At 55.5% G+C, this 25,474-nt stretch carries 23 protein-coding genes and 4 pseudogenes; 13 read left to right on the top strand and 14 right to left on the bottom strand.

What is annotated here, in order from left to right; all coding sequences use genetic code 11:
• The first annotated feature begins 1 nt into the window (after position 1).
• From I8746_RS11910 to I8746_RS27180, 3 genes and pseudogenes are all read left to right on the top strand, one after another.
• Positions 2-643, top strand: a complete 642-nt coding sequence (locus tag I8746_RS11910; protein WP_003251131.1) for a 3-oxoacid CoA-transferase subunit B — start codon at positions 2-4, stop codon at positions 641-643.
• Positions 644-1,010: 367 nt separating this feature from the next.
• Positions 1,011-2,465: a TrkH family potassium uptake protein gene (locus tag I8746_RS11905; RefSeq protein WP_003251133.1), complete on the top strand. Its 1,455-nt coding sequence runs from the start codon at positions 1,011-1,013 to the stop codon at positions 2,463-2,465.
• Positions 2,466-2,513: 48 nt separating this feature from the next.
• Positions 2,514-2,606, top strand: a pseudogene (locus I8746_RS27180) (DUF1850 domain-containing protein); the annotation flags it as partial.
• Between the two features lie 55 nt (positions 2,607-2,661).
• Here the strand turns inward: I8746_RS27180 and I8746_RS27555 are convergent.
• A pseudogene (locus I8746_RS27555) lies at positions 2,662-2,755 on the bottom strand (hypothetical protein); the annotation flags it as partial.
• 257 nt (positions 2,756-3,012) lie between these two features.
• On the opposite strand from I8746_RS27555, the gene nhaA reads away from it, so the two are divergent.
• Both nhaA and I8746_RS11895 read left to right on the top strand, forming a co-directional pair.
• A complete protein-coding gene (gene nhaA / locus I8746_RS11900; protein ID WP_003251136.1) occupies positions 3,013-4,374 on the top strand; it encodes a Na+/H+ antiporter NhaA in 1,362 nt (453 codons plus the stop codon).
• 136 nt (positions 4,375-4,510) lie between these two features.
• Complete coding sequence (locus I8746_RS11895) at positions 4,511-5,872, top strand: chloride channel protein (protein ID WP_012051854.1); 1,362 nt, start codon at positions 4,511-4,513, stop codon at positions 5,870-5,872.
• 101 nt (positions 5,873-5,973) lie between these two features.
• Here the strand turns inward: I8746_RS11895 and I8746_RS11890 are convergent, their stop codons facing one another.
• Together I8746_RS11890 and I8746_RS11885 are read right to left on the bottom strand one after the other, a co-directional pair.
• Entirely contained in the window at positions 5,974-6,579 is a 606-nt protein-coding gene (locus I8746_RS11890; RefSeq protein WP_012051853.1) for a TetR/AcrR family transcriptional regulator, read from the bottom strand.
• A gap of 156 nt (positions 6,580-6,735) precedes the next feature.
• Positions 6,736-7,944, bottom strand: a complete 1,209-nt coding sequence (locus tag I8746_RS11885; protein WP_012051852.1) for an MFS transporter — start codon at positions 7,942-7,944, stop codon at positions 6,736-6,738.
• A 270-nt stretch (positions 7,945-8,214) separates the two neighbouring features.
• On the opposite strand from I8746_RS11885, the pseudogene I8746_RS11880 reads away from it, so the two are divergent.
• The 3 genes and pseudogenes from I8746_RS11880 to I8746_RS11870 all read left to right on the top strand — a co-directional run.
• A pseudogene (locus I8746_RS11880) lies at positions 8,215-8,325 on the top strand (transposase domain-containing protein); the annotation flags it as partial.
• A 431-nt stretch (positions 8,326-8,756) separates the two neighbouring features.
• Entirely contained in the window at positions 8,757-9,551 is a 795-nt protein-coding gene (locus tag I8746_RS11875; RefSeq protein ID WP_012051851.1) for an OBAP family protein, read from the top strand.
• A gap of 351 nt (positions 9,552-9,902) precedes the next feature.
• Positions 9,903-10,229, top strand: a complete 327-nt coding sequence (locus tag I8746_RS11870; RefSeq protein WP_012051850.1) for a general stress protein — start codon at positions 9,903-9,905, stop codon at positions 10,227-10,229.
• A 169-nt stretch (positions 10,230-10,398) separates the two neighbouring features.
• On the opposite strand, the gene I8746_RS11865 is transcribed toward I8746_RS11870, so the two are convergent.
• Positions 10,399-10,671 (bottom strand): PepSY domain-containing protein, encoded by a 273-nt coding sequence (locus I8746_RS11865; RefSeq protein WP_012051849.1) that lies wholly within the window; start codon positions 10,669-10,671, stop codon positions 10,399-10,401.
• Positions 10,672-10,961: 290 nt separating this feature from the next.
• On the opposite strand from I8746_RS11865, the gene I8746_RS11860 reads away from it, so the two are divergent.
• A complete protein-coding gene (locus tag I8746_RS11860) occupies positions 10,962-11,948 on the top strand; it encodes a LysR family transcriptional regulator (protein ID WP_012051848.1) in 987 nt (328 codons plus the stop codon).
• A gap of 19 nt (positions 11,949-11,967) precedes the next feature.
• Here I8746_RS11860 and I8746_RS11855 read toward each other — a convergent pair whose 3' ends face one another.
• The gene (locus I8746_RS11855) at positions 11,968-12,429 is read right to left on the bottom strand and encodes a RidA family protein (RefSeq protein WP_003256717.1); all 462 of its coding nucleotides are present in this window, start codon (positions 12,427-12,429) and stop codon (positions 11,968-11,970) included.
• 207 nt (positions 12,430-12,636) lie between these two features.
• On the opposite strand from I8746_RS11855, the gene I8746_RS11850 reads away from it, so the two are divergent.
• The 3 genes and pseudogenes from I8746_RS11850 to I8746_RS11840 all read left to right on the top strand — a co-directional run.
• Positions 12,637-13,323: a hydrolase gene (locus I8746_RS11850; protein ID WP_012051846.1), complete on the top strand. Its 687-nt coding sequence runs from the start codon at positions 12,637-12,639 to the stop codon at positions 13,321-13,323.
• Between the two features lie 164 nt (positions 13,324-13,487).
• On the top strand, positions 13,488-13,868 hold the full coding sequence (locus I8746_RS11845; protein WP_012051845.1) for a helix-turn-helix domain-containing protein: 381 nt from the start codon (positions 13,488-13,490) through the stop codon (positions 13,866-13,868).
• 84 nt (positions 13,869-13,952) lie between these two features.
• Positions 13,953-14,123, top strand: a pseudogene (locus I8746_RS11840) (IS5/IS1182 family transposase); the annotation flags it as partial.
• 219 nt (positions 14,124-14,342) lie between these two features.
• On the opposite strand, the gene I8746_RS11835 reads toward I8746_RS11840, so the two are convergent.
• The 3 genes from I8746_RS11835 to I8746_RS11825 form a co-directional block, all read right to left on the bottom strand.
• Positions 14,343-15,092, bottom strand: coding sequence for a YkgJ family cysteine cluster protein (locus I8746_RS11835; protein WP_221100710.1), 750 nt, complete (start codon positions 15,090-15,092; stop codon positions 14,343-14,345).
• A 76-nt stretch (positions 15,093-15,168) separates the two neighbouring features.
• A complete protein-coding gene (locus tag I8746_RS11830; RefSeq protein WP_012051843.1) occupies positions 15,169-15,852 on the bottom strand; it encodes a glutathione S-transferase family protein in 684 nt (227 codons plus the stop codon).
• 103 nt (positions 15,853-15,955) lie between these two features.
• Positions 15,956-16,702 carry an SDR family oxidoreductase gene (locus I8746_RS11825; protein ID WP_012051842.1) on the bottom strand — a complete coding sequence of 249 codons (747 nt, stop codon included), beginning with the start codon at positions 16,700-16,702 and terminating at the stop codon, positions 15,956-15,958.
• A gap of 130 nt (positions 16,703-16,832) precedes the next feature.
• Between I8746_RS11825 and I8746_RS11820 the strand changes: the two genes are divergently transcribed.
• Positions 16,833-17,735, top strand: coding sequence for a LysR family transcriptional regulator (locus I8746_RS11820; RefSeq protein WP_221100709.1), 903 nt, complete (start codon positions 16,833-16,835; stop codon positions 17,733-17,735).
• Between the two features lie 126 nt (positions 17,736-17,861).
• Here the strand turns inward: I8746_RS11820 and gpmI are convergent, their stop codons facing one another.
• From gpmI to I8746_RS11790, 6 genes are all read right to left on the bottom strand, one after another.
• Positions 17,862-19,397 carry a 2,3-bisphosphoglycerate-independent phosphoglycerate mutase gene (gpmI, locus tag I8746_RS11815; RefSeq protein ID WP_221100708.1) on the bottom strand — a complete coding sequence of 512 codons (1,536 nt, stop codon included), beginning with the start codon at positions 19,395-19,397 and terminating at the stop codon, positions 17,862-17,864.
• Positions 19,398-19,505: 108 nt separating this feature from the next.
• Positions 19,506-20,774: a phosphopyruvate hydratase gene (gene eno / locus I8746_RS11810; protein ID WP_221100707.1), complete on the bottom strand. Its 1,269-nt coding sequence runs from the start codon at positions 20,772-20,774 to the stop codon at positions 19,506-19,508.
• Positions 20,767-20,940 (bottom strand): hypothetical protein, encoded by a 174-nt coding sequence (locus I8746_RS11805; protein ID WP_014755978.1) that lies wholly within the window; start codon positions 20,938-20,940, stop codon positions 20,767-20,769. The genes eno and I8746_RS11805 overlap by 8 nt, the downstream gene beginning before the upstream one ends.
• A gap of 161 nt (positions 20,941-21,101) precedes the next feature.
• A complete protein-coding gene (gene pyk / locus I8746_RS11800) occupies positions 21,102-22,538 on the bottom strand; it encodes a pyruvate kinase (protein ID WP_017148220.1) in 1,437 nt (478 codons plus the stop codon).
• 139 nt (positions 22,539-22,677) lie between these two features.
• Positions 22,678-24,021 (bottom strand): MFS transporter, encoded by a 1,344-nt coding sequence (locus tag I8746_RS11795; protein WP_014755976.1) that lies wholly within the window; start codon positions 24,019-24,021, stop codon positions 22,678-22,680.
• 60 nt (positions 24,022-24,081) lie between these two features.
• Positions 24,082-25,473, bottom strand: a complete 1,392-nt coding sequence (locus tag I8746_RS11790) for a four-carbon acid sugar kinase family protein (protein WP_012051837.1) — start codon at positions 25,471-25,473, stop codon at positions 24,082-24,084.
• Position 25,474 lies beyond the last annotated feature (1 nt).

Genomic DNA, 25,474 nt, shown 5'->3' with positions numbered 1-25,474 from the left:
CATGACCATCACCAAAAAGCTCTCCCGCACCGAGATGGCCCAACGCGTGGCCGCAGACATCCAGGAAGGCGCGTACGTAAACCTGGGCATTGGCGCGCCAACCCTGGTGGCCAACTACCTGGGCGACAAGGAAGTGTTCCTGCACAGCGAAAACGGCCTGCTGGGCATGGGCCCAAGCCCTGCGCCGGGCGAGGAAGACGATGACCTGATCAACGCCGGCAAGCAGCACGTCACCCTGCTGACCGGTGGTGCCTTCTTCCACCATGCCGATTCGTTCTCGATGATGCGTGGCGGCCACCTGGACATCGCCGTACTGGGTGCCTTCCAGGTGTCGGTCAAGGGCGACCTGGCCAACTGGCACACGGGTGCCGAAGGTTCGATCCCGGCCGTAGGCGGCGCAATGGACCTGGCCACCGGCGCCCGCCAGGTGTTCGTGATGATGGACCACCTGACCAAGACCGGCGAAAGCAAGCTGGTGCCCGAGTGCACCTACCCGCTGACCGGTATCGCGTGCGTCAGCCGCATCTACACCGACCTGGCCGTGCTGGAAGTGACACCGGAAGGGCTGAAAGTGGTCGAAATCTGCGCGGACATCGACTTTGACGAACTGCAGAAACTCAGTGGCGTGCCGCTAATCAAGTAATCCAGAAAGCCCGCGGGCTTTCCATGCCCACTGCGGCACTCTCAACAGTGCCGCACTAGCGCTGCACGGCAGCCCCGGCAATTCGTGTATCCACGCTGAAATCCAGGGGCTGCTCCGCAGCCCTTTCGCGACACAAGGCTTGCGCTGTTTTCGCCAACCCGCGAAGGGGGCGCGCGGCGTTGAGGCCTCTCTTCCAATCGTTTGGGAGCTGACAGACGGGAACACGCGTAGAGATCAGCCCAATAAGCCATCGAGCGAGAGCCAGAAAGCGGCGTGCAAAATCCCCGACCGCGACTTTACGCCTTTTTTACTCGACATTACCGTAAAGCAAGCAATACTGCCGGCACTGTCCCAACGAGCTCCCTCAATGCCGCTGCCTGCATTGCGTTTCATTGCCTTCATTATTGGCGTATTCCTGATCACATTGGCCGTCAGCATGGTGATTCCGATGCTGACGTTGCTGTGGTACGACCGCAGCGACGACCTCGGCGCATTCGTCTGGTCGAGCCTGATCGTTCTGTGCGTCGGCCTGCTTCCGGTAGCCCGGGGCGTCCCCGACATACCGCAACTGCGGACCAGGGACATGTATTTCCTCACGACGGCAAGCTGGGTCATCGTGTGTGCATTTGCGGCGCTGCCGATGGTGTTAATTCGCGACATCAGTTACACGGACGCGTTCTTCGAAACCATGTCGGGAATTACCACCACCGGCTCGACCGTGCTGACAGGCCTGGACAGTGCATCACCGGGGCTACTGATATGGCGTTCCCTGCTGCACTGGCTGGGAGGCATTGGATTTATCGGCATGGCCGTGGCGATCCTGCCACTGCTGCGCGTGGGCGGCATGCGCCTGTTCCAGACCGAGTCTTCGGATTGGTCTGACAAAGTGACGCCACGTTCGCATGTGGCTGCCAAGATGATACTGCTGGTCTACCTGGCCCTGACAGCATTGGGAACAGGGGCGTTGTGGGCTGCCGGCATGACCCCGTTCGAAGCCATCAATCATTCGATGTCGCTGATTTCAACCGGTGGTTACTCGACCTCGGATGCCTCGCTGGCTCATTGGCCACAGCCTGCGGTGCATTGGGTAGCTGTGGTCATCATGATACTCGGCAGCCTGCCCTTCACACTCTATGTCGCCACGCTGCGCGGCCATCGACGCATCCTGCTCACGGACCATCAAGTTCGCGGTTTCATTGGTTTTCTCGTCTTCGTCTGGCTCACCGTCGGAACCTGGCTCTGCCTGCACAGCGATCTGGCCTGGTGGGATGCGTTTCGTATCGTTGCGGTCAATGTGACCTCGGTGGTGACCACCACAGGCGTTGCCTTGGGTGATTACACGCTCTGGGGCAGCTTCGCCATCATGCTGTTCTTTTACCTGACGTTCGTCGGCGGGTGCTCAGGCTCCACCGCCGGCGGTTTGAAAATATTCCGTTTCCAGGTGGCCGCTGCCTTGCTTGTCAGCAGCCTGAAGCAGTTGATCCATCCACGGGCAACGATCTCGAAGAAATACAATGGGCACCCCATCGATGAAGAGATCGTACGGTCACTGCTGACGTTCTCCTTCTTCTTCTCCGTCACCATCGCAGTCATCGCCCTTGGCCTCTCTCTGATAGGGCTCGACTGGATGACGGCGTTGAGCGGGGCGGCCACCGCGGTGTGCAACGTCGGCCCAGGCCTGGGGACGATTATCGGGCCTGTAGGTAATTTCGCCTCGTTGCCGGACGCAGCGAAATGGTTGCTGACGGTTGGCATGCTACTTGGACGGCTCGAGATCCTCACCGTACTGGTACTGGTCTCGCCGGCCTTCTGGCGATTCTAGGCCTGAGGTCATACAACCAATCAGCCAGAAGACCTCTGGACTCCCCGCATGCCCCGCCTTTGCGGTGGGCTAGGCGGTGTAGCCTGGGCCAGCCTGCCACTGCTCGATTTTACCCTCGCGTGGCAGCACGGTGTCGAACGCTGGGCGAAGGCATTACCGAACCCCAAAGTCGCAGCGTGCACAGCACCTTGAGACAGAACACGACCACCCTAAGTACCGCGCCCAACGACAATGATGCTGAAGAACGGAAAATGCTCCAGGAAAGCAAACAAGGCGAGCGCACTGTCTTCACAATGTGCAGGTGGCGGTGATCAGTTGGATAAATTGCCGTTCGCCAAGCCCCGTGTGCTCGGTAATCACCATAAACCGTAACGTCCGCAGGGAAAAATCCCAGACCGACGCCCCATGGGAGTGAATGGTTTGGCGCTTGTTGTTCATCTGAGAGTGGTTATTCGGTAGACTACCGCACGGGTGCCAGCTGCACGGTGCAGTGGGGCAGGTTAAAGAACAGCGCAGGTCGGGCCGCCATGCGGGAGCACCTGTGCCTATGCATAAAGTAGAATTACCTCGCGCCCAGAAACTGGCTGAGCGCGCCTTCGCCAACCTTGAACGCTTTTTGCACATTGAAGCGGTCAGCGGCATCGTTCTGTTGATTGCCGCAGTCGCTGCCCTGATCTGGGCCAATTCCCCGGCTGCCGACAGTTATGAAGCCCTTTGGCATACGCCGTTGACATTCGGCGTGGGCTCGCATGTCTATTCGCAGTCTCTGCATTTCTGGATCAATGATGGCTTGATGACCATCTTTTTCCTGGTCGTGGGCATGGAGATCCGCCGCGAAATCCACGAGGGTGCACTGTCCAGCCTGCGCCAAGCCACACTCCCCATGGCAGCCGCTGTCGGCGGCGTAGCGGTACCCGCACTCCTCTACCTGAGTTTTGGTCACGCGTCGGCAGACCAGCAAGGCTGGGCCGTGCCAACGGCGACGGATATCGCCTTTGCGGTGGGCGTATTGGCACTGCTCGGCAAGTCGATCCCGTCCAACGTACGTGTGTTCCTCCTCGCCCTGGCAATCATCGATGACATCATCGCAGTCCTGATCATCGCGTTCTTCTACTCAGGCGGCCTTGATTACACCGGTTTCGGCGTTGCACTGATCGGCCTGCTAATGGTGATCGGGCTTCAAAAGATCGGTGTGGGTTCAGCCTACGCCTACGTCCTTCCCGGTGCGATCGTCTGGCTGGGCATCTTGTTGACCGGCGCCCACCCGACCCTCGCAGGCGTCGTGCTGGGCCTGATGACACCTGTCACCGCAATGCCGATGCGTGAGCGCCCACTGGATGCCATTACCCGCTTCACCGGCGAATTGCTGGGGCGCGCCAAGGCGCCTGAGCAAGATGCCAGCGACCTCATGGACCCGTTGAAACGACTGCGCCTGGCCCAGCGCGAACTGCTGCCGCCGGTGGTGCGCATGCAAGGTACCCTGCACCCCTGGGTAGCCTTCGGCATCATGCCGGTGTTTGCCTTGGCCAACGCCGGGGTCAGCCTTTCGGGTGTCGACCTGTCCGTTGAAGGCCCCCAGTGGGTCATGATCGCCGTCGCTGTCGCCCTGGTAGCAGGAAAGCCGTTGGGCATCGTCAGCGTCAGCTGGCTGATGGTCCGCCTGGGCTGGTGCGTGCTTCCCGCCGAGGTCAACTGGCGTAGCATTGTCCTGGTCGGGCTGCTGGCCGGCATCGGTTTCACCATGTCGATCTTCATCGCCAACCTCGCGTTCGTCGACCCTGGCTCACTTGGGGCAGCGAAACTCGGCGTGCTATCTGCATCGTTGATCGCGGCCGTGCTGGGTTTGACCTGGGGGGTGTGGAGCCTACGTAGCGCAGCGTCTGCTACCAAAGCAGGTTCGCCCACCTAGCTACATCCGGACTGGCGATCCCTTGCAGTTGGGCAAGCGGATCGCCACTCCCGGCGCGGCTACAACCTGTGTCGGGTAGGCCTGTGCGGGAAAACACGCCATACTCTCGGTATTCCAAGTCAGCCATGTGTGGGCAATGTCCGACCCTACCCGACCTGCTCCTTCACTCCCCCGCCGTTCACGCTGGCGAGAATGGCGTCAGCGACTGGCGTTCTGGATCGGGGCATTGCTGGTGGGGCTCGTTGCGCTGGCATTCGCCTGGCTAGCCGACGCGGCATTCGCTTCGTTCAAGCGCTTGCTGGAATGGGCACCCTGGTCACCTCTTCTCATCACTCCGCTGGGTTTCGCGGCCCTGGCTTATCTGACGCAACGATGGTTTGAAAATGCCAAGGGTAGCGGCATTCCCCAAGTCATCGCCGCCCTGGAAATGCCCTCTCGCCGGCTGCGCGCCCGATTACTCTCGCTCCCTGTGGCTGCAGCACGCATGAGCCTGACGCTGGGCGCCCTGCTGGTCGGCGGTTCGGTTGGCCGGGAAGGCCCGACCGTCCACATCGGCGCCGCAGTGCTCTATTCCTTTGGCCGACGCTTAGGCCTGCACGGCCGGCGCACCATCGCTGGCCTGGTGCTAGCCGGAGGCGCTGCGGGTATTGCGGCAGCCTTCAACACACCGTTAGCGGGGGTAGTCTTTGCCATTGAGGAATTGAGCCGCACGTTCGAGCAACGTTTCAGTGGCTTGGTGCTCACTGCGGTGCTGATCGGCGGGGTCGTGACGCTGGGGCTGATGGGGCATTACGCCTACTTTGGAGAGATCAGCGGTCGGATGCCGGTGGGCTGGGGCTGGAGCGTCGTTCCTGCCTGTGCAGTGCTGGGCGGGCTGCTGGGTGGTTTTTACGCCAAGCTTGTGCTGCCCACCGACAAGGGCATACTCGGCCAGGTCTGTACGTTACGCGGACGCTATCCAGTGCGCTTTGCTGCCACCTGTGGGTTGCTGCTGGCCACCTTGGGGCTCGTCTCTGGGAATCATGTATTCGGCACCGGGTATGAAGAAACACGTGCGTTGCTGGAGGGGCAGCCGATCACAGACACAAGCTTTCTCCTGTGGAAGTTTCTGGCCAACGTCGCGTCCTATCTCTCCGGGATTCCAGGCGGGCTCTTTTCGCCGTCACTGAGCATCGGCGCCGCCTTTGCGCCGCTGTTGAGCTTGCTGCCCGATGTTGACCCTCAGGCAGGCGCACTTCTCGGCATGGGCGCATACCTGGCCGGTGTGACACGCTCGCCACTGACCGCCTCGGTCATCGTGCTTGAACTGACACACAGCCCGGACCTGGCCATTCCCATGTTGGCCGCGACACTGATGGCGGCGGCGATCTCTGGATGGGTGTCTCCAGTCTCGCTTTACCATGCCTTGGCCAAGCAGATTACCGACAAGCTTCATGCTGCCGCGTCTTCTTCCACAGAACCCGCCGCTCGCCAACCGAGCGCTACCGAAAAACCTTGAGCAGCACCAAGCCTGCCCTGCCAGACGTTAACGGGTAGTCAGGTAGCGGAACTGCCCTGAGGGGTACGGGGCTCCCAACAGGGCGGAACTGTCGCGCGCATTCACGCCTCCGTAGAGTCTGTTGGCCGCTTTAGCACCCCGAGCAACAGCAGGTCGAACGCCTTGACGGCCTGCGCCAAGCGAGCATTGCCGTCTTGGGCCTCCGCGATCCACACAGCCGCTTCAGCCAAGCTGCCGTAGATCAACGCAGCCAGCGCTTGAGCGTGCGCGTTGACGAAAACGCCCTGTAGTACCAGGTTGTCGATCAACTGGCGCAGCGACTCTATGCAATACCGCTGGGCCTCAGGCGAGCCGCCCCCCAACACCGCTCTGGCGTCGCGCAGCACGATGCGCTGGATCTCGGGCTCCAGCGCCATCTCCAGGTAGGCGTGGCAGCGTTGGCGGAAGCCGTCCAAAGCGTTATCGGCGGTCTCGGTAATAGCACGCAGGCGCTCGTCCATTTCAGCGTCGAGCTGCTCAACGACGGCTGCCAGCAACCCCTTCTTGTCGCCAAAGTGGTGGTACAACGCCCCCCGCGTCAATCCCGCCCGAGCGGTCAGATCATCCATCGAGGCGTGCGCAAACCCCTGCTCGCTGAACATCTGGCGGGCGGTGGCCAGTAACAGGGCTCGGGTTTCTTGCATTGCGGCGCGGGTGCGGCGAACCATCCAGCTATTCCTTGTGTTCTGGCGGCATGGGGTAGGCGTATACGAGTATTCATACCGCTTGCACGCATTGTCTTGGGCGCGAGGCGCACTGACAAGCCTGTCGTATCGTCGCGCGGTGACCGAGCCACCAAGCCTGGCGGCCAGCCCTGAAGCCGATCAAAGCGAATACGACGCCTGTCGGGCTCGGGCGCGCATGCGCTGGTAGCCCCAAAGCGCGACCAACAACACTGCGGCCCCGGCGGCCAAGGCCACGTTGAATCCGGCCTGGGCACCCCACATATCGACCACCTGCCCAGACGCTGCGGCACCGCCGGCAACTCCAACGTTGAGACCGGCGAGCAACCAGGTCATCCCTTCAGTCAGCTTGCTTTCGGGAACGATGCGCTCTACCAGCGACATCGCCACGATCATGGTCGGGGCGAAGAACAGGCCCGCAACCAGCACGGCAATGGCCAGCCCGATGATGTCTCCCACCACCAGCAGCGGCAAGGTTGTCGCCGCCGTCGCCAACCCACCCAGCAGTAGCAGCTTGTGTAGCGGGGTATCGAGTTTCAGGACACCGAACACCAGCCCCGCGACACAGGAGCCGATGGCATAACAGGACAGCACCACGCTGGCCGCAGCCGGCATGTCCATCTGCTCGGCGAATGCCACGCTGACGATGTCGACCGTACCGACGATCAAGCCCATAGCGACCATCAGCAAGGTCAGCAGGCGTACGTCGGCCAGCCTGAACACCGACATGCTGTCTTGCCCGGTGGCGGCATCGGCCTCTACTGGCGGCTCGGTGCCGACCTGCACCGCCAAGGCGAACACGCCGACGGCCAGGAACACGGCAGCAGCCAATGTACCGGCCTGCGGAAGTACCGCCACGCTCAGCCCTACCGAAATCGGCGGGCCAGCAATGAAGGTGACTTCGTCAAGAACGGTTTCCAGCGAGTAGGCTGTCTTCAGTTGCGCCTTGCCGCGGTAAATCGCGGTCCAGCGCGCGCGCACCATCGCCGACATGCTGGGCATGAAGCCGGCGAGCGCGGCCCCGACGAATAGGGTCCAGTCCGCCAGCCGCCAATAGCTGCAAGCCAACAGCAGAAGGATGCCCAGCACACTGAGCCCGGCGGCGGCCGGCAATAAGCGGCCCTGGCCATGGCGGTCGACCAGGCGCGAGATCTGCGGCGACATCAGTGCATAGGTCAGCACGAAGGTGGCCGCCACCGCACCGGCCAGGCCATAACTGCCGGTGATCTGAGACAACATGGTGATGATCCCGATACCGGTCATCGGCAACGGCAGCCGGGCCAGCAGGCCGGCCAAGGCGAAGCCCTTGGCGCCTCTGGCCTGGAACAACTCGCGGTAGGTACTGAACACGCTCGACTCTCCTTATCGAAAGGCCCTTGTGCAGTCACGCTCAAGGTAAAATACATACAGCTCGTATGATTAAAACCTTATTATCATACGAATTGAATGTAAATACTCGACGGGGAACGTCCTTATTCAGCCGCCCTGCCCCGTGACGCCTTGCGTGTGGCGAACACTCGTTCGCCGTCGAGCGAGAGTTGAAGGTGTGAGCGATGAGGCCCGCAGGCCAGTTGCCACGAACGTCGCTGCAGTCAGCGCACAATTGTAGAGCTTGCTTGAACCACCAAAGCCAACGGCCAAGAACCCTATGCATGGCTTCGCCACGTACTGGAGGACTTGCCGCATGCCGCGAAGATTGAGGATTACGAATCGCTATTGCCGTGGAAGTGAAAGTCGGGGAAGCCACGGTAAACCAAGCCCTGACCTTGCGGCAGGAGGGGAACGTGCATCGGTTAAGAATCGCAAAAAGCCCTGAATAATCAGGGCTTTCCTCACGCCTTTGTCCCATTGGGCCGGCGCGCTGCGCTTGCCATTTGACCACAAGATTCAATGACGTGAACCGTCGCATATCTCTGTCGCAGATAACGCGCATAGGCTGGCCCTGCGTTGGAGAACTCTGCGATGACATTGTAGGGACTTTTCTTTCACCCCATTTTCACGACACCTAGGCAACACTCGTCCTATCCCCCGTGTGATAGAAGCTCCCATTAGCCCGCCTAGCAGCGGGCTTTCTTTTGCCTAGAATTCGGCCGTTTGTCTTCTGAGTTGTCCGTTCAACAGGCCCAGGCTGTCCCTTGAGGACACTAGCTAGAGCCACTCTCATGCCACAACTCATCAAATTCGTAGCCCTTCCCCTGGCCTGTAGTCTTCTTTGGGCTTGCTCTGTTCCTGAGACGAAGTCGCCTGTGGAGACGCCTGGCAGGCCCGAATCCGCAAAGACTCAGTTGCTGGAAGCCGGCGCCGCGACCTTGCAGGCGAAGCCGCCCATTGAGGCCATCAACGCCTACCTGGATGGCTTCCACTTTTACAACGGACATCCTGATGTGCAGATGGAAGCGCATCACTACTGCTCCATCCTGAATGAGGATGTCATCCAGTGCGTCATCTTCGACGGTAATACCAAGGAAGCGAAGATCATGGGTGTCGAGTACATCATCGACGAAAAGCTGTTTGCTGGTCTGCCGGCCAACGAGAAGGCGATGTGGCACAGCCACGGCTATGAAGTCTCGTCCGGTCAGTTGGTTGCACCAGGCATCCCCGCGACTGCTGAACATGCGCTGATGGAGCGGCTTGCCCATACCTACGGGAAGACATGGCACACGTGGCACACCGACCAGGATAAAGCTCTTCCTGTGGGCGTTCCGCAGTTGATGATGGGGTTCACAATGGATGGCCAGGCTGACCCGGCGATGGTCGAGCAGCGCAATCGCCGTCTGGGGGTGGATGCGGCAAAAACCAAAGCTCAGCGGGCTGACATTCAAATCCCTGCGGCTGATCCCAAGGCGGATGGTTGGCAACACGGCAACGTTATTCAGATCACCGATCCAACAGGTGCTCATCTGCATCGTCCCGCCACGTCGACATCTGAGAAAGCGAACAGCCGTTCCAGCCAATAGGGAAATGCGATGGGCAAGACCTTGTGACACCAATAAAGTTGAACAAAAAGGCCATCCTCACGTGCCGAAGGTGTGGCGCAATTGCCAATTATGGCGATCTGATGCAGGCAGAAGGCAGACGGCTCATCGCCGACATCCGGCAGCGTCTGGCACTCTTGGAAGTTATCTAGCCGCGCTCAGATAGCCACACCTACCTATACCATTGCAACGATCTTTATCACACGATACGTTGCGCTTTACCATCTTTCGCGCCCCCGGTCAGCTCGCACGAAAGTAAAGGAAGCATCCCGCACTCTCCCGGCATCCGAAGAAAACACAGACTCTCTGTGTGAACACACGAGGTGCGAGATCATGGCTAACGATCAAGACAAGGCTGGTCAGCAAGGCGGCACCGCTCAAAACAACCCTGGCAATTTTGCCAATGATCCACAACGGGCGTCTGAAGCCGGCCAGAAAGGTGGTCAAATGTCCGGCGGGAGACCTGAGAATCAGCAAACGGGGCATGGCAGCGGCAGTAACCTTCAGGAAGACGATCCTCAGCGTGCCGGTGGTGCAACCCAACGGGGTGGCCAAGGAGGCCATTCCACCGGCATTAAATCTGACCGGGAGGAAAGTATGGACGATGAGTCGCAAGCGATTCAGGACGAAGACAGCGGAATGACGGAAGACAATCGCTGAGCAAATAGCCAGGGAGAGGGATAACCCTGGCTTCCCCAATATCTTCGAAGCCACCATTCAAGAATGACGGAATGACCGGCTAACGAAACAGTACAGTTTTCCCAGTTGATAGGCGAAAAAAAGCCCGCGCACAAATCGCGGGCCGATCAGAGAGCAACAACCGCCCTGATTAGTTATCCAGCTCGTCCTTGATGATCTTGCCGTCGTGCGGATCGACCTGAAACTCGTACTGCTTGCCGTCAGCTTTCATACCTTCGCCCTCCCAATGACCATCATCGGCCTCGATCTTGGTGATCTGCGTGTAGCCGGCGCCTTTTAAGGTAGCTTCGGCCTGATCCTTGGTTACTTTCCAATCTGCTCCAGGCTGATCCGCCCATGCTGCAGTGCTTGCCATTGCGGCGACCATGGCGAAGCCTGTGAACAGTCGAGTCATCGCTTTCATCGTTAACATCCTTTTTCGTGACAGTTATCGTTCCGACCCTCACGCTGATCTCGCCGTTCAGTTTGAGTGCGGGTCGACACCGAAACTGAGGTCTCTTCATGGAGCTCCGGCAGACAAGCAGTCGGGTGAGGCTTCATAAATCGTTGGATCGAGTGACTCGAGCTATCCCCGCGTGATAGTGCTTGCCCGCCTAGCAGCCGGCATTCTTCTGCCCATTAACCAGGCACGCCTTCTAACCCCACCTTGGTTGGCCAAGCTCCTTCTCGTATCATCAGCCCTCCCCACCTGGAATGATTGTCGTGAAGCCGTCACCTGGAAGTGCCCAGTCCATCCCTGCGAATGCCAACGGCCCGAAGTGGGATGTCGGCGAAGCTGTCAGCCAACTTTCCTGGGACGACTTGCGGATCATTAAAACGCTAAGTGACTGTAGCAACCGCTCTGCCACGGCCAAGAAGCTCGGCATCAATGTGTCCACCGTCTCGCGCCGGGTCGCGCAAGTTGAGAAGACGCTTGGGGTCGCGCTTTTCGATCATCGCAAGGCGGGGTATCTGCTGACTGCCGAAGGCGTCGAGCTGCGTGCACTGGCCGAGCGCGTTGAGCTGGACATCGTCAGTGTCACCCGCAGGGTGTCCCGCGCCGGCCAAGGCCCCCTGGGAAAGCTGCGAATCACCACCAGCGACTCGCTGCTGTTGTACTTTCTCACGCCGATCATCGCGGACTTCAAAGCCCTCAATGAGGGGATTTCCATCGAGGTGTTGGTCGGCAACCAGACGTTGAGTTTGGCAAGGGACGAGTCGGATATTGCGGTACGCGCGACCAAAAAACCAACGGACACCCTCGTGGGCCGCAAGCTCGCCAACATCGCGTGGGCGGCATATGGCAGCGTCAAGCAGGCGGCGATTACCGATCCCTTCGCTGAGGGTCAGGCATGGGTATCCTACTCGGGAGGCCTGTGCGGTTTGAAGGCAACGAGCTACGTCGAATGTCGAGTGCCCTCGGAGCATATTGCTTACCGCACTGATTCCGTGGCGGCAGCAAGTGCCGCTATTGCGGCGGGCCTCGGTTTTGGTTTCCTCCCCTGCATGCTGGGCGACATCACCCCAGGTTTGGTTCGAGCCGGCCCAGTGGTGCAGGAGCTTCAGGATGAGTTATGGCTGCTCACCCACCAGGACATCAGAAAGTCCTGGCGGGTAAAAGCATTCATGACGTTCTGCGCGGCTGCCGTGGCGGACCTTAAACCTCTGGTCGAAGGTCAGCAGGCCATCCCTGCTTCCTAGTTGAAATCGGAGGCGCCGTTTATTTGGCTTGGGCGCCGATCACAGCACGACACACGATCTCGATCAGCTGGGGGCGCTGTGCAAGCCGCGATACACCGATGATATTACTGGCCGCCTGCGGTCGCTCGGTGCCATAGGCCGCCTTGCGCACCTTGCCGACTACGGCAAAGGCTGCGTCCATGTCCAACACATACAGCGTCTCCTCAACGACATCCTGCATCGTAGCGCCATACAAGGCCAACAGCTTGGCAATGTTGTCGTAAGAAACCCGCATCTGTTCGCCCATTGACGAGAAATCGCTCGGACGACCGTCAGCATCCAGTGGCGCCGGCGCTACCAGGTTGCCCTCTTCGTCATGGTTGAACTGTCCCGAGATGAAGATCTCGTTCCCAACTCGCCGCGCTTGCGGATAGCCGTAGCCCTCTTCCCATGAAACGCCCCAGTAGGCGGTGTCGTCGTTAAAAGGTCGTGAAGCAGCCATTGGATTCTCCTTGGCGAAAAATGGATCGACGTGATCCGACTGGCCGAGATCCTAGCACCGGATTGAACGTCATCCATGGTGCATTAATGCGCCCACAAGAGCGCAAATGTGCGCCACTATTTCGCTGAGTGTTTCGCTATCTTGTGCTGGCACTCGGCGACATCCCGCCGAAAAACTCTCGCCACCGTTCAGCAAAAGGGAAGAACAATGAGCAAGCCACACACTGAAGTCCTGACCCCGCTCAACAGCCAACTGATCTTCATCGATCAGCAACCGCAAATGGCTTTTGGCGTGCAGAGCATTGACCGGCAGACGCTGAAGAACAACACCGTGGGCCTGGCCAAAGCAGCCAAGATCTTTAATGTTCCCACCATCTTCACCACAGTCGAAACCGAGAGCTTCTCCGGGCATACCTACCCCGAGCTGCTCGCGGTCTTCCCTGACGCTCCGCTGCTCGAGCGCACGTCCATGAACTCCTGGGACGACCAAAAGGTACGTGACGCGCTGAAGAAGAATGGTCGAAACAAGATCATCGTTTCGGGCCTGTGGACTGAGGTCTGCAACACCACCTTCGCGCTGTCCGCCATGCACGATGCAGGCTATGAGATCTATATGGTTGCCGACGCTTCCGGGGGCACGACCAAGGAGGCTCACGACTACGCCATGCAGCGCATGATCCAGGCGGGCGTGGTACCAGTTACCTGGCAGCAGGTGCTACTGGAGTGGCAGCGCGACTGGAAAAACCGCAACACCTACGATGCGGTCATGGAACTGGTCAAAGAGCATTCGGGTGCCTACGGCATGGGCGTCGACTATGCCTACACCATGGTGCACAAAGCGCCAGAGCGCGTTCAACACGGCCCAACCCTGGCCCCCGTGCCCGCATCGGTCTGATGCCTGATCAGCCCCAAAGTTGGTTCCTGATCAACAAGCGGGGCTAGCTCGAGCTGATCCGGGCTACCAATCGTTACGGAGTGTTCTGAAGCGTCAGACGAGGCTTCAGCGAATCGTGCTGCCCGGATCAAGCCATCTACAGATTTTCAGGATGAATTGATCCCATGCACAGTACTAAAGGCATCGTTATAGCCACCGTCGCGATTCAGTCGACTGGGCGGCTCAAACCCTGGCAGGTCACAACGGCTAAGCAGATGATGTTGGATCATCTGGATACCGGCATATCGGTCACCGCGCTTGCTGCAGCATGCGGGCTGTCGCGCAGCCATTTTTCGCGAATGTTCAAGGAATCCACACAGATCTCTGCGCAGCAGTGGTTGCGGGAGCAGCGGCTCAGGAAGAGTAAGGACTTGCTGCAGGCGTCGACGATGATGCTCGCCGAGATCGCTCTGGAATGCGGCTTCTACGACCAGCCGCACTTCTGTCGGACGTTTATGAGATCCGTTGGGATGACGCCGCAGGCTTGGCAGCAACAGCCCATTTAGCAGAGTCAGGTGTGCTATCCCAGAAGCACCCGTTGGCGGCGGGTATTCTGGAAACCATCAACGCGTACCTGCGAGACAAAGGGTGCGAAAGTGGAGCACCCGTCCCGGGTGATCAAACGCCAGCTCGGCTATGTGAAGACTCGCTTTCGTGGCTTGGCCAAGAACATGGCGCAACTGACCACGCTATTTGCGCTGTCTAATCTGTGGATGGTGCGCCGGCAATTATTGCCTGCTGCGGGAGAGGTGCGTCCGTGAGGGCAAAAAATTAAGTTTGCGCCTTGGTTTTCCAATAATCAGCGGCTGAAAATCGGGCTTCTCGGCATCCCCAAGCCGTCCATTTCCGGCTGATGGGCAACTTGTTCTGAGTTCCCTCAAATTAGCATTCGAATGGCCAACGAATCCAAAATCATTAGCCCCTAGTTCTAGAACATGGAAATCATTCTGATATTACAATGACGTTGACGCCCCAAAGCACTAAAGCGGATGAAATATATAGTCACCTCCCTCTTGGCCATCCAATGCCACACCAGCCTGTTTAAGTCTCTGCCGCAGAACTGGAATGTCGACCCGGACTTTCCAATCCGTTCGAATTTGGCTAGCTCTCATGAGTGCGTCGTAAAAAACAAAAGCATCGAGTAGCTGTTCTCGATCAAGCAGGTACACAGTAAATGCATTGCCTTTCCACGCAGCAACATTTAGCCCTAAGATTTCACAGACAGCGATTTTAGCCCGAGCATCGTCTCTATCTGCTTTTCGAGAGCACTCAATCTGTTTCGCCAGAACGGGGTCAATGATACGGTCAGTAAATAATACTTCACCTTCATCCCATACCTCAGGCGGACAGATTTTGCTCGCAGGATTCAGTGGGATGAACGGATTTATTTCCGCAGGATAGATTCGACATACCAACGGACGCTCGTCATAGATGCCGCAAAGGTTGTTATCACCCAGGTTCTGACAGCCATTTAGGGCATTGCCCGCGAATACTGCAATGACATAGATTGAGGCATGACCACTGGTGACCTCCACGGCTCGGCCTTTGGCATGAGCAAACTCCTCCGGACTTGAACTCCAATGAAGCTCGTCAAATGCCTCAAGCAGAATTGCTACCTCATGCCCTCTGTTTAGCCACTGCCTCGTTTCATACAGCGTAAGTGGAATCAGCCGTCCTTTACAGCAGACCCCACATCCGTTGCAGGCAAATCGGAAAGAGTTGTTTTCCATAGAAGAACTCGAAAATGCTCTCGGCGCACCATTTGCAAAATTGACCTGACAAGGCAACGCCTTTCAAGAAAATGACTTAAACGGGGCAATCACTGACCACGTAAGTACTTTTATCAATCAAGAATTTTCTTAAATTTTCGGAATAGTCCGCTGATACAGCCTGACGCACGCTTGGTCGAGTCATTAGCGATTGCTTCCAGGCTTCAACTCGAGGGAGCCCATCCAGCACGACATTCTGGGCTGGGGAGTTAAGCACTTCAAAAAACCTGAAAATCGGTGCCATAACAACATCGACCATACTGAATTCAGCCCCTTCAAAGTACGGCCCAGCGACCAAGGCAGAATCAAGCTTCATTAGTTTTCCACGAAGTTCGAATGCCTTATGAACGAAACCCTCTTTATCGGGAGAGTTGATCATTCCCCAAGCATCCCCCATTGCGGCTGTGGAAAACTCCATCCATGCTCGATGTTTAGCTCGCTTCAAAGGCACAGTCGGGTGTAATGGTACCTGGCGATACTCGTCTTCAATAAATTCACATATCGGAAAGCTTTCAAATAAAACAGTTTGACTTTCCTCCTCCTCACCTACGATCAATAGCGGTACCTTGCCGGACGGCGAGATTGCGAGGAACCATTCTGGCTTGTTAGCCAAATCGATGGTTTCACGCTCGAAGGCAATATTTTTCTCGAGCAACGCAATGGCGACACGCTGGACAAACGGACACAATCCATGGCTCACGAGCTTGAGGTTATTGGGCATTTCTTAGGCCTATATTGAAAGGAGGGCGAGACAGCGAGTACATCTAGGCCTACTAAGCCCTACACTGCCCCGCCCACGCGCTGAAGTGATAAGTAAGGGACTTTTACAGTCGACGTCCGCCGTCCACGATGATTTCAGACCCAATCGTCCATTTGGACTCATCAGATGCTAGGTACACTACCGCTTTGGCGATCTCTTCTGGCGTGCCGAAACGACCTGCGGGAATGGAAGAAACGATTTCAGCGTTTACCTGCTCCCTGTACTCAACTGGAATACCGAGCTTGTCATAAAGTGGTGTATCCACAGGGCCAGGACTCACAGCATTCAGACGAACACCGCGATCAAGCAGCTCTGTTGAAAGTGTTTTCGACATATTCAGCAGCGCTGCTTTGGTCGCCGCGTAAACCGAAGAGTTGGCATCACCCACATGAACACTCACAGAAGTATTCAATACTACGGAAGCCGGATTTGCGAACACCGGCAGGAGTGCCTGGATCAGGAAGTAAGGCCCTTTGACATTGATGTCAAAAGACCGATCAAACATCTCTTCAGTCCACGCTTCCATAGGCATCCATACAGAAACACCAGCATTGAGGAAAGCGATATCAAGCTGTCCAAAATGATCACGGATGTCGAGAGCGAGTTTTTTCTGGGCTTCCACGTCAGCGGAGTCCGCCTGGAGCACAAGTACCTCGCTCCCTAGCTGATTCTTAGCTTTAGCGATTGAATCTGGGTTCACGCCTGTAACGACAACTCTGGCCCCCTCATTCAGAAAATGTTTAGCGGCTTCGAGACCAATTCCGCTGGTGCCACCGGTGATCAGTGCGCGTTTGCCTTGCAATCTTGCCATTGGAAATTCTCCTGGTGTGCGGGGCCTTCATGCCCCGGTTAGGTGTACTATGTACCTATGCCGAATAATTGATAAGATGGCGAAATTGAATAGCATTCATGCCCTCCAAGCATAAATCGGAGAATGGAACGTGGATCGTCTGCTACTGATGACATGCTTTGTACGCACTGTGGAAACGGGTAGCTTCTCGTCGGCAGGTCGAGATTTAGGCCTTGGCCAACCGAACGTAAGCCGCTATGTAGCCGCCTTGGAAGATCATCTGAAAACTCGATTGCTTCACAGGTCTACCAGGAAGCTGTCACTCACGTCTGAAGGAGAGCGGTACTACGCGGATGCACGCCGAATTCTCGATGCAGTAGCTGAATCGGAATCAGCACTGAAGAACGACGTTACGCCTTCTGGGTTGCTGAGGGTGGCCTGCCCTACTGCTCTGGCACATACCTTTATCGTTCCTGAAATACCCAGATTTCTAAGCCTTTATCCGGAAATGACCCTAGACCTGCAGATTAATGATCGCTTCGTAAACCTTGTAGATGAGGGTGCTGACCTAGCACTGCGGATCGGTCACTTCGATGACAAGACACTTAGAACTAAACAATTAGGTTCATTCAAGCGCGTATGCATCGCTAGTTCAGATTATTTGGCCAAGCGTGGCACCCCTTCGACGCCAGAAGATCTCGAAAATCATGACTGTATAATATATACATTGTTAAGCACCGGGGCCACATGGCGTTTTCGTAATGTGGACATACCTGTCACCGGAAAGCTCAGAGTAAACTCTCCAGAAGCTACCCGAGAGTTGGTCAATGCGGGTGTGGGGATAGCACAAGGGCCCGAATGGCTATACGAGGCGGGCTTGAGCAATGGAAATCTTAAACTGATACTTCAGGAGTTTTATCCGCCTCCCGTACCTATCCAGTTTGTTTACATTGCGGATCGGCTAATGCCTAAAAGAGCGCTGGTATTCATGGAGTTTATAGCTGAAGCATTCGCCAACAGCTCCGTGATTGACGAACGCCACGCCTCACCCTAGCTAATGTGTCTCCGAGCCTGCTACCTCTGACCGAACTCGCTACCGGCTGTTAGTCCTAAGTGGTGACTTGAGCTATAGGCTTGGGAGCTTTATACACCAAGCCTTAACAACTCGAACACAGACAACCTAAATATTATTGAACCTGGACTTCAATAACGAAACACCGGTCATCTCTTTGGGCTGCGGAAGATCTAGGATATCTAGAATGGTTGGAGCGATATCACACAGCCGCCCATTACTTAGGCCGAATTTCTTCCCACCGGAAATGTAGATAAGAGGTACGGCATTAAGAGTATGGGCAGTATGAACTTGTCCAGACTCCGGATCCCACATCTGCTCAACGTTGCCGTGATCTGCAGTTATCAGGCAATTGCCACCCGACACAAGCACTGCGTCTACAACACGCCGCAGGCATTGATCGACGGCCTCCACAGCTTTTACAGCAGCTTCAAAAACACCACTATGACCAACCATGTCCCCATTTGCATAATTACATACAATCAAGTCATGATTGGCGCTTAAGATTTCTGCGACTAAATTATCCGTCAATTCAAAGGCACTCATCTCGGGCTGAAGATCGTAGGACTCCACCAGCGGAGATTTAACAAGAATCCTTTTTTCCAATGAGAATGGCTCTTCCTGCCCCCCATTAAAGAAAAACGTAACGTGGGCATACTTTTCTGTTTCGGCAATTCTAAGTTGAGACCTTCCCAGCCGGGCCATGTACTCACCCAGACTATTCCTAATAGGCTCTGGCGGAAAAGCACACAATACATCAAACTCTTCTGCGTAGCGCGTCATAGTGAGCATCTGCTCTTTGCCTATGACAAAAGGTCTCTTGAACTCAGAAAAATTATAGTCAGTGAGCGCTTTACACATTTGACGAGATCGGTCAGGCCTAAAATTTAATAGTATGACTGCATCGTTTCCACTAATTATAACAGGGCTGCCAATCGATGTTGCCTGGACAAACTCATCGCTTTCGCCACGTGCATAGGCTTCTTGAAGAGCCTCCAGCGCAGTTTCATAGTGAAACTTGCTTTGCCCTTGAACAATTAACCTGTAGGCCGCCTCTACCCGACTCCAGCGGTTATCGCGATCCATCGCATAGTAACGCCCTACTAACGACGCGATCCTACCTCCGCCATTGTTGACCAATTCAAGCTCAAGGGCAGAAATAGATTCTGAAGCGCTTTTGGGTGGGGTATCTCGCCCATCAAGGAACGCATGAACATAGCACTGTTCGATACCATTCGCCGCAACCAAACTGGCTGCTGCAACAAAATGTTCCAAGTGACTATGAACACCGCCAGGTGACAATAAGCCAAGCAGATGAATTGAACCACCTCGTTGCCTTGTACGTTTCAAAACCTCTAGAAAAGCATCGTTCTCATAGAATGAGCCATCTTCGATACTTTTGTTGATCCGCGAAAAATTTTGATAAACGATCCGGCCCGCTCCGAGGTTCATATGACCGACCTCGGAATTTCCCATTTGACCATCAGGAAGCCCTACAGCCATACCGGACGTCGCAATCTCACTGTAAGGGTAATTTTCGAAAAGGTAGTCCAGGGTCGGAGTGTTGGCAGCAGCTACTGCATTGGCTTCCTGCTGAGACCTCAGTCCAATTCCATCCAAAACAATTAGAGTGCAGGTTGTCATATGAGAACCTCTGAATGATATTCCTGGCGCGCACGACTCATACATCTACTTAGAGCTAAACCGTGCGCGCAATGGTCAGTCGGCATCTACGAGGATCGTCCCAGCACCTTAGGACGCCTGGCCTTCAAGAGCCTCTTCAATACGAAGCAAGCGGTTGTACTTCCCAACACGATCTGAACGACACAGCGAGCCGGTTTTGATCTGCCCGGCGTTAGTCGCTACGGCCAAATCGGCAATCGTTGTATCCTCCGTTTCCCCGGATCGATGGGAAATCACAGCAGCATAACCAGCCTCTTGCGCCATACGTATGGCATCAAACGTCTCACTTAGAGTTCCGATTTGATTAAGTTTAATCAAAATGGAATTGGCAACTCCTTGCTCAATACCCCTGCGCAGAATTTTTGGATTAGTGACGAAAAGATCATCCCCCACCAGTTGAACCTTCTGGCCCAGCTGAGCGGTTAAGTATGCCCATCCATCCCAATCACTCTCATCCAGACCATCTTCGATAGAAGCAATCGGATATTTGCTACAGAGATCAGCTAAATAGTCAACAAACTGCTCGGAAGTCAGAGACCTCCCCTCACCTGCCAACGTGTATTTACCATCCTTGTAAAACTCGGAAGCCGCGCAATCTAATGCTAACGTTACGTCTCGCCCTAACTCGTAGCCTGCGCGATTAACAGCCTCGGCAATAACAACGAGCGCCTCTTCATTCGAGGCCAAGGAGGGTGCGAAGCCCCCCTCATCACCAACAGAGGTACTCAAACCACGCTCTGAAAGCACGGCCTTCAAGGTATGAAATATTTCAGCACCAATTCTCAAACCCTCCCTAAAATTCGGAGCTGAAATTGGCTGAATCATGAACTCTTGGATGTCGATATTATTATCCGCATGCTCACCACCGTTGAGGATATTCATCATCGGCACAGGCATAGAGTAAGTGGGGTTCGCACTGAATAGTTTCGCAAGGTGTTCGTACAATGGAATACCTTGGGATGCTGCGGCAGCTTTAGCCGCGGCCAAAGAAACAGCGAGAATTGCGTTAGCACCAAGAATAGATTTCGAGTCCGTACCATCAAGAGAGATCATCGCTTGATCAATGATGCGCTGATCCAGTGCGTCCAGGCCTAGAATGCGCTCGTGAATCGCGACATTCACATTTTCGACGGCACGCATTACGCCTTTTCCCTTGTAACGCCATGAGCCATCACGCAATTCAAGGGCTTCACGGGAGCCGGTGGAAGCGCCTGACGGTACGCTTGCCTCACCTGTTACTCCACAACCTAAAGTAACCACAGCCTCTACGGTAGGGTTGCCTCGAGAGTCCAAGATCTCGCGAGCGAAGACTTTCTTGATGCGAGTGAACTCACTCATCACTACTTTCCTCCCATTGCGATGCACATCCAGCATATTGATAATTAGCGTCCAGCAACTCTTGTTGTTCGGCAAACTCAGCTCGAATATCAAAATCGCGTGGCCAGTCATTAGGCTTCAAATCTTGATCCAAACCAGACTCAAAAATTTTCTGTTGAACAACCATTTGGAAACTCCCTGACAATAGCGACCATACCCCGGAGCTACACCTAGGTGAGTACCGATTGCGTGGCACCGCCGTATATATCCGACAAGGATTAGAGGCAGATCCTTATAAGCATCAAAGCTGATGCATCCGCCTCTAGAATTATTTAAATTAACTGAGAGTTAGACTTGGAGGATTTTCATGCCGTTCGTACCACCCACCACATTGTAACTGTCACCCTTAGTGAGAATGATCCAGTCTCCAGGCTGTACCAAATCACGCTTCAGCAATTCGCCGATGGCGGCCTCGCTTACTGTCTCAGAGGGCAGTGAGGCAGGATCAAACGCTATTGGATAAACACCACGGAACAGCGAGGAGCGAGCCTGGGTAGCGCGATGAGGCGAAAGCGCATAGATCGGCACATGAGAACGAAGCCGAGACATAATCAAGGGTGTGAAGCCACTCTCTGTGAGCGAGATGATTGCCTTAACACCAGGAAAGTGGTTCGCTGTGTAGAGTGCGGCCAGCGCAATGCTTTCGTCACAACGCCCAAAGGTCGTATGCAATCGATGACTAGACTTTACATTGGTTGGATGCTTTTCAGCACCGCTGCAAATACGAGCCATGGCACGTACTGCCTCGATGGGGTATGCCCCGGCAGCGCTTTCAGCGGACAGCATTACGGCGTCAGTATTGTCGAGTACCGCATTGGCCACATCTGACACTTCAGCGCGGGTAGGCATCGGACTGGAGATCATCGACTCCATCATCTGGGTCGCAACGATCACCGCTTTATTGTTACGCCGGGCATGCAGAATGATCTTCTTTTGGATAGCGATTAGCTCCGCATCTCCAATCTCCACACCAAGATCTCCCCGAGCGACCATGACCGCATCACTCGCTGCGATCAGCTCATCGAGCGTCTGATCATCGGCAACAGCCTCTGCTCGTTCGATTTTCGACACCAGCCAGGCTGTCCCTCCTGACTCGTCACGCAGCTTGCGGGCGTACTCCATATCCTTGGCATCCCGAGGGAATGAAACGGCCAAATAGTCGAGATCCATTTGGGCAGCGAGTTTGATATCAGCTTTGTCTTTTTCGGTAAGGGCAGGAGCAGTGAGCCCGCCCCCCTTGCGGTTGATCCCCTTGTGATCTGACAGAGGCCCGCCCACAGTGACGATGCAATGTAAGGCTTCGGGCGTAGTTGACTCAACACGCATAACCACGCGCCCATCATCAAGCAGTAGCTCGTCACCGACACCACAGTCCTTCACTAGGTCAGGGTAATCAATCCCTACAACCTGCTCATTGCCTGACATGAGGGGATGGCTCGTGGAGAACGAAAAGGTATCGCCAACCTTCAACTCGATCCGTTTGTTAGTGAATTTCGCAATACGAATTTTAGGGCCCTGCAAATCGCCCAACAAAGCCACGTGCCTACCGTGTTTGGCAGCGATCTCACGAATCAAGCGAGCGCGAGTAATGTGCTCACTTGGAGTGCCATGAGAAAAATTCAAACGCGCTACATCTAGCCCGGCCAAGATCAGCGCTTCAATGACTTGCGGCGAATTACTAGCAGGGCCTAGAGTTGCAACAATTTTGGTTCTACGGATGGTCATACCGATACCTTCCAGGGACGAGGATTCTCTCATCTCACTGAGTAAGTTCGAAAAGTTATGCTGGCTGAGCACTCAGCAATACAAGGTGGGATTTACAGCCGAGACTGCGTGCCCCCGGGGAGGCACGCAAATGCCAGGGTCACTCGTCGACGATGTCCACGTCTTTTGTCTCAGCAGACAGGTAGACACAGAGTCCAGAGAACGCCGCGAGAGCTATCGTGAGCATCGAGATCGCGTAAGGCGTACCGTAATGGCTGAGGAGGAATGCCCCTACAATTGGAGCAGTACCACCGCCTACAATTCCACCAACGTTAGTAGACATCGCGAAACCAGTGAAGCGAGCGCTAGGCCCGAAAGCTTCGCCAGTGAACGATGGCACTGCACCGTATACCAAGCCATATCCGGTCATGAACAGGCATGATCCAGCGACCATCGGCCAGAACTCGCCGGTTGAAAAGAGGTGCCAGAAAGGAAAGGCGGCAAGTGCCGTCACGACAAAACCAATCAGCATCATGGTACGGCGGCCAATACGATCTGCCAGCGCCCCTGCAAAGGGTACGACTACCAGGTGAGTACAGATTGCAACCATTGCGACTGACAACACGAAGGCATTGGACAGGCCTAGCTCTCGCTGGCCATAGCTCAGGGCAAATACAGTGAAGAGGTAGAAGGTCGAGAAGTGGCAGATGTTAGCGCCTGCAACCAACATCAGTTGCTTAGGATAGCGAGTGAACAAGCGGAGCGCTGGAGATTGCGAATCGCCTGGGGTTGCAGCCCTCTTCTCAGCAGTTTTTTCAAACACTGGAGACTCAGGGACTTTGGAGCGGACAAACACCCCTACTATCAGCAGCGCAAGGCTGGCGATGAAAGGAATACGCCATCCCCAAGCGGTGAAATCCTCTTTAGAAAGCAAGGCACTCACGATCAAAAGCATGCCAGCGGATGCGATGAAACCAAAGACTGGGCCGATGTTATTGATCGCCGCATAGAATCCCCTCCTTCTTCTTGGGGCATGCTCTAAGAGCATCAGCACAGCGCCACTGTACTCACCCGCAAAAGCGAAGCCTTGGATGAAGCGGAGCACGCAGAGCATGATAGGTGCCCAAATGCCAATGCTGGCATAGGTAGGCAAAAGACCAATACCTACAGTGCTCAAGCCCATAATGATGAGCGTGAGGTACAGCAGCTTTTTACGGCCAATCCTGTCCCCGAAATGACCAAGTACAAGCGACCCTAGTGGACGCGCCACGAAAGAAATTGCGAATGACGCAAGAGAGGCCAGTCGGGAAACTGTTTCGTCAGTCCCTGGAAAAAACAGAGGCCCAAAAATAAGGGCAGCTGCGGTGCCATAAAGGTAGAGGTCGTAGGTCTCTAATGCTGTTCCGAACAGGCTTCCGGCCACAACATTTTTCATGGATTTCTTCTCGTCATGATCCATGTGATCGAGGTCACTTTCGACAGGGCTCGATATAGAGGTATGCATGGTTTCACCTTTTGTTATTGTAGATATGCAAGTATTTTCTTGCTGAAAGACCCTCAGAGATTATTCAAGACCTCTGAGTGCTTTGACGAAATAATCACGATCTCCCATCTGCCCACCTTTGAGAGCAATCTCCACATCCTTTAGGTACGGCTCGCGAGAGTGCATTTGGCACAAAGGAGCGCCGGGAGAAATATCAGACTTGATAACCAGAGCATCGGGTGCAAGCACTTTGGTTACTTGGCTCGATGTGTCGCCGCCCGAAACCACCAATCTTTTCAACGGGAATGCCTTAAGGATTTCAAGCGCAACTTGACCCACTTCCATTGCTAGCTGCTTCCCACCCTGAACCCTCGCCTCATCACGAGGCAGGCCTTTTTGCAGCATTGCCTCGATCATCTGCTCGATCCGAGAATCGCATGGGCCTTTGGCAGTGTGAATCAGAACCGACCGCCCCTCTTCCAGGTGGGATACAGCGGCCATGACCACATCTCGTATTGCGGCACTTTTTCGGGACTCAGTAATCAATGCGGCAGCATCGACTTCAAGCTCTACAAACCCGTAATCAATTGCCGTTTCAATCTGGGACTGACTCAACGGCGAAGCACTGCCTGAGATAACCAGTACCTGGTCTGCAGGTTTCAGAGGTACGGCCAGCGACGCTCGTGGCGGAAACACCCCAGCGGTACGCCAATATTGTGTGAGGCCGTACTCCACGCCGGAAGAACCGACGACGAAGACTGGAGCTGCGCCTGATGAAAGCTCGGTCAATACTTGGCCAGCGGTGGTCATATGAGAGTCGTCGGTACCATCAAACAGCACTGCATCATGCTGCTGTGTCATCTCGTCGACTAATCGGCTGAGCTCTGCAGTCTTTTCGAGCTGGCGAATATCGACTTTGCCAATCGACAAGCTCTTTTGCTTGCCGATATGGATACTCAAGTCCGCTTCATGCATCGGGGTAATCGGGTGGGCACTCATGATAGGGTGCCGGTCAATCCTGTGAACCTTGTGATCTGTCTTGGACAAGGCATAGAGGTTGCCGAAAACGCAGTAGCGGCCCAATGCGGGATTGCCTGCAATGATCGGGATCCCTTTGACATCATAGATGCGAGATGCCAGCTCAATGACGTGCCCAATGCTGCCCACGGAGTCGGCACTGTCAAAAGTCGAGCAAACCTTGTAGTGAATCAACGCTGGCGATAGACGTTTGATGCCCTCAAAAATCCCGGGCAACACCGCATCCATCTCGCCATTGGACAAAGCACGGCTATCACCAGCGATGCCGATGGCGTCAAATTCGCCGAGTTCCGCCAGGCGTTCTGGGGTCGGAGGAGCGAGGAACAGGGCACATTTAAGTCCAGCAGCCGTCAGAACCTCTAGAGCATCGGTCGAGCCAGTGAAGTCATCACCATAAAAGACCAACGGCAGCTTGGTAACGTGATGGGAGGTCATG

It is taken from the genome of Pseudomonas sp. USTB-Z, assembly GCF_019691255.1.
GTDB lineage: Bacteria > Pseudomonadota > Gammaproteobacteria > Pseudomonadales > Pseudomonadaceae > Aquipseudomonas > Aquipseudomonas alloputida.
Note: the sequence above shows the minus strand (reverse complement) of the source record. Positions and strands in the feature narration are given on the sequence as shown.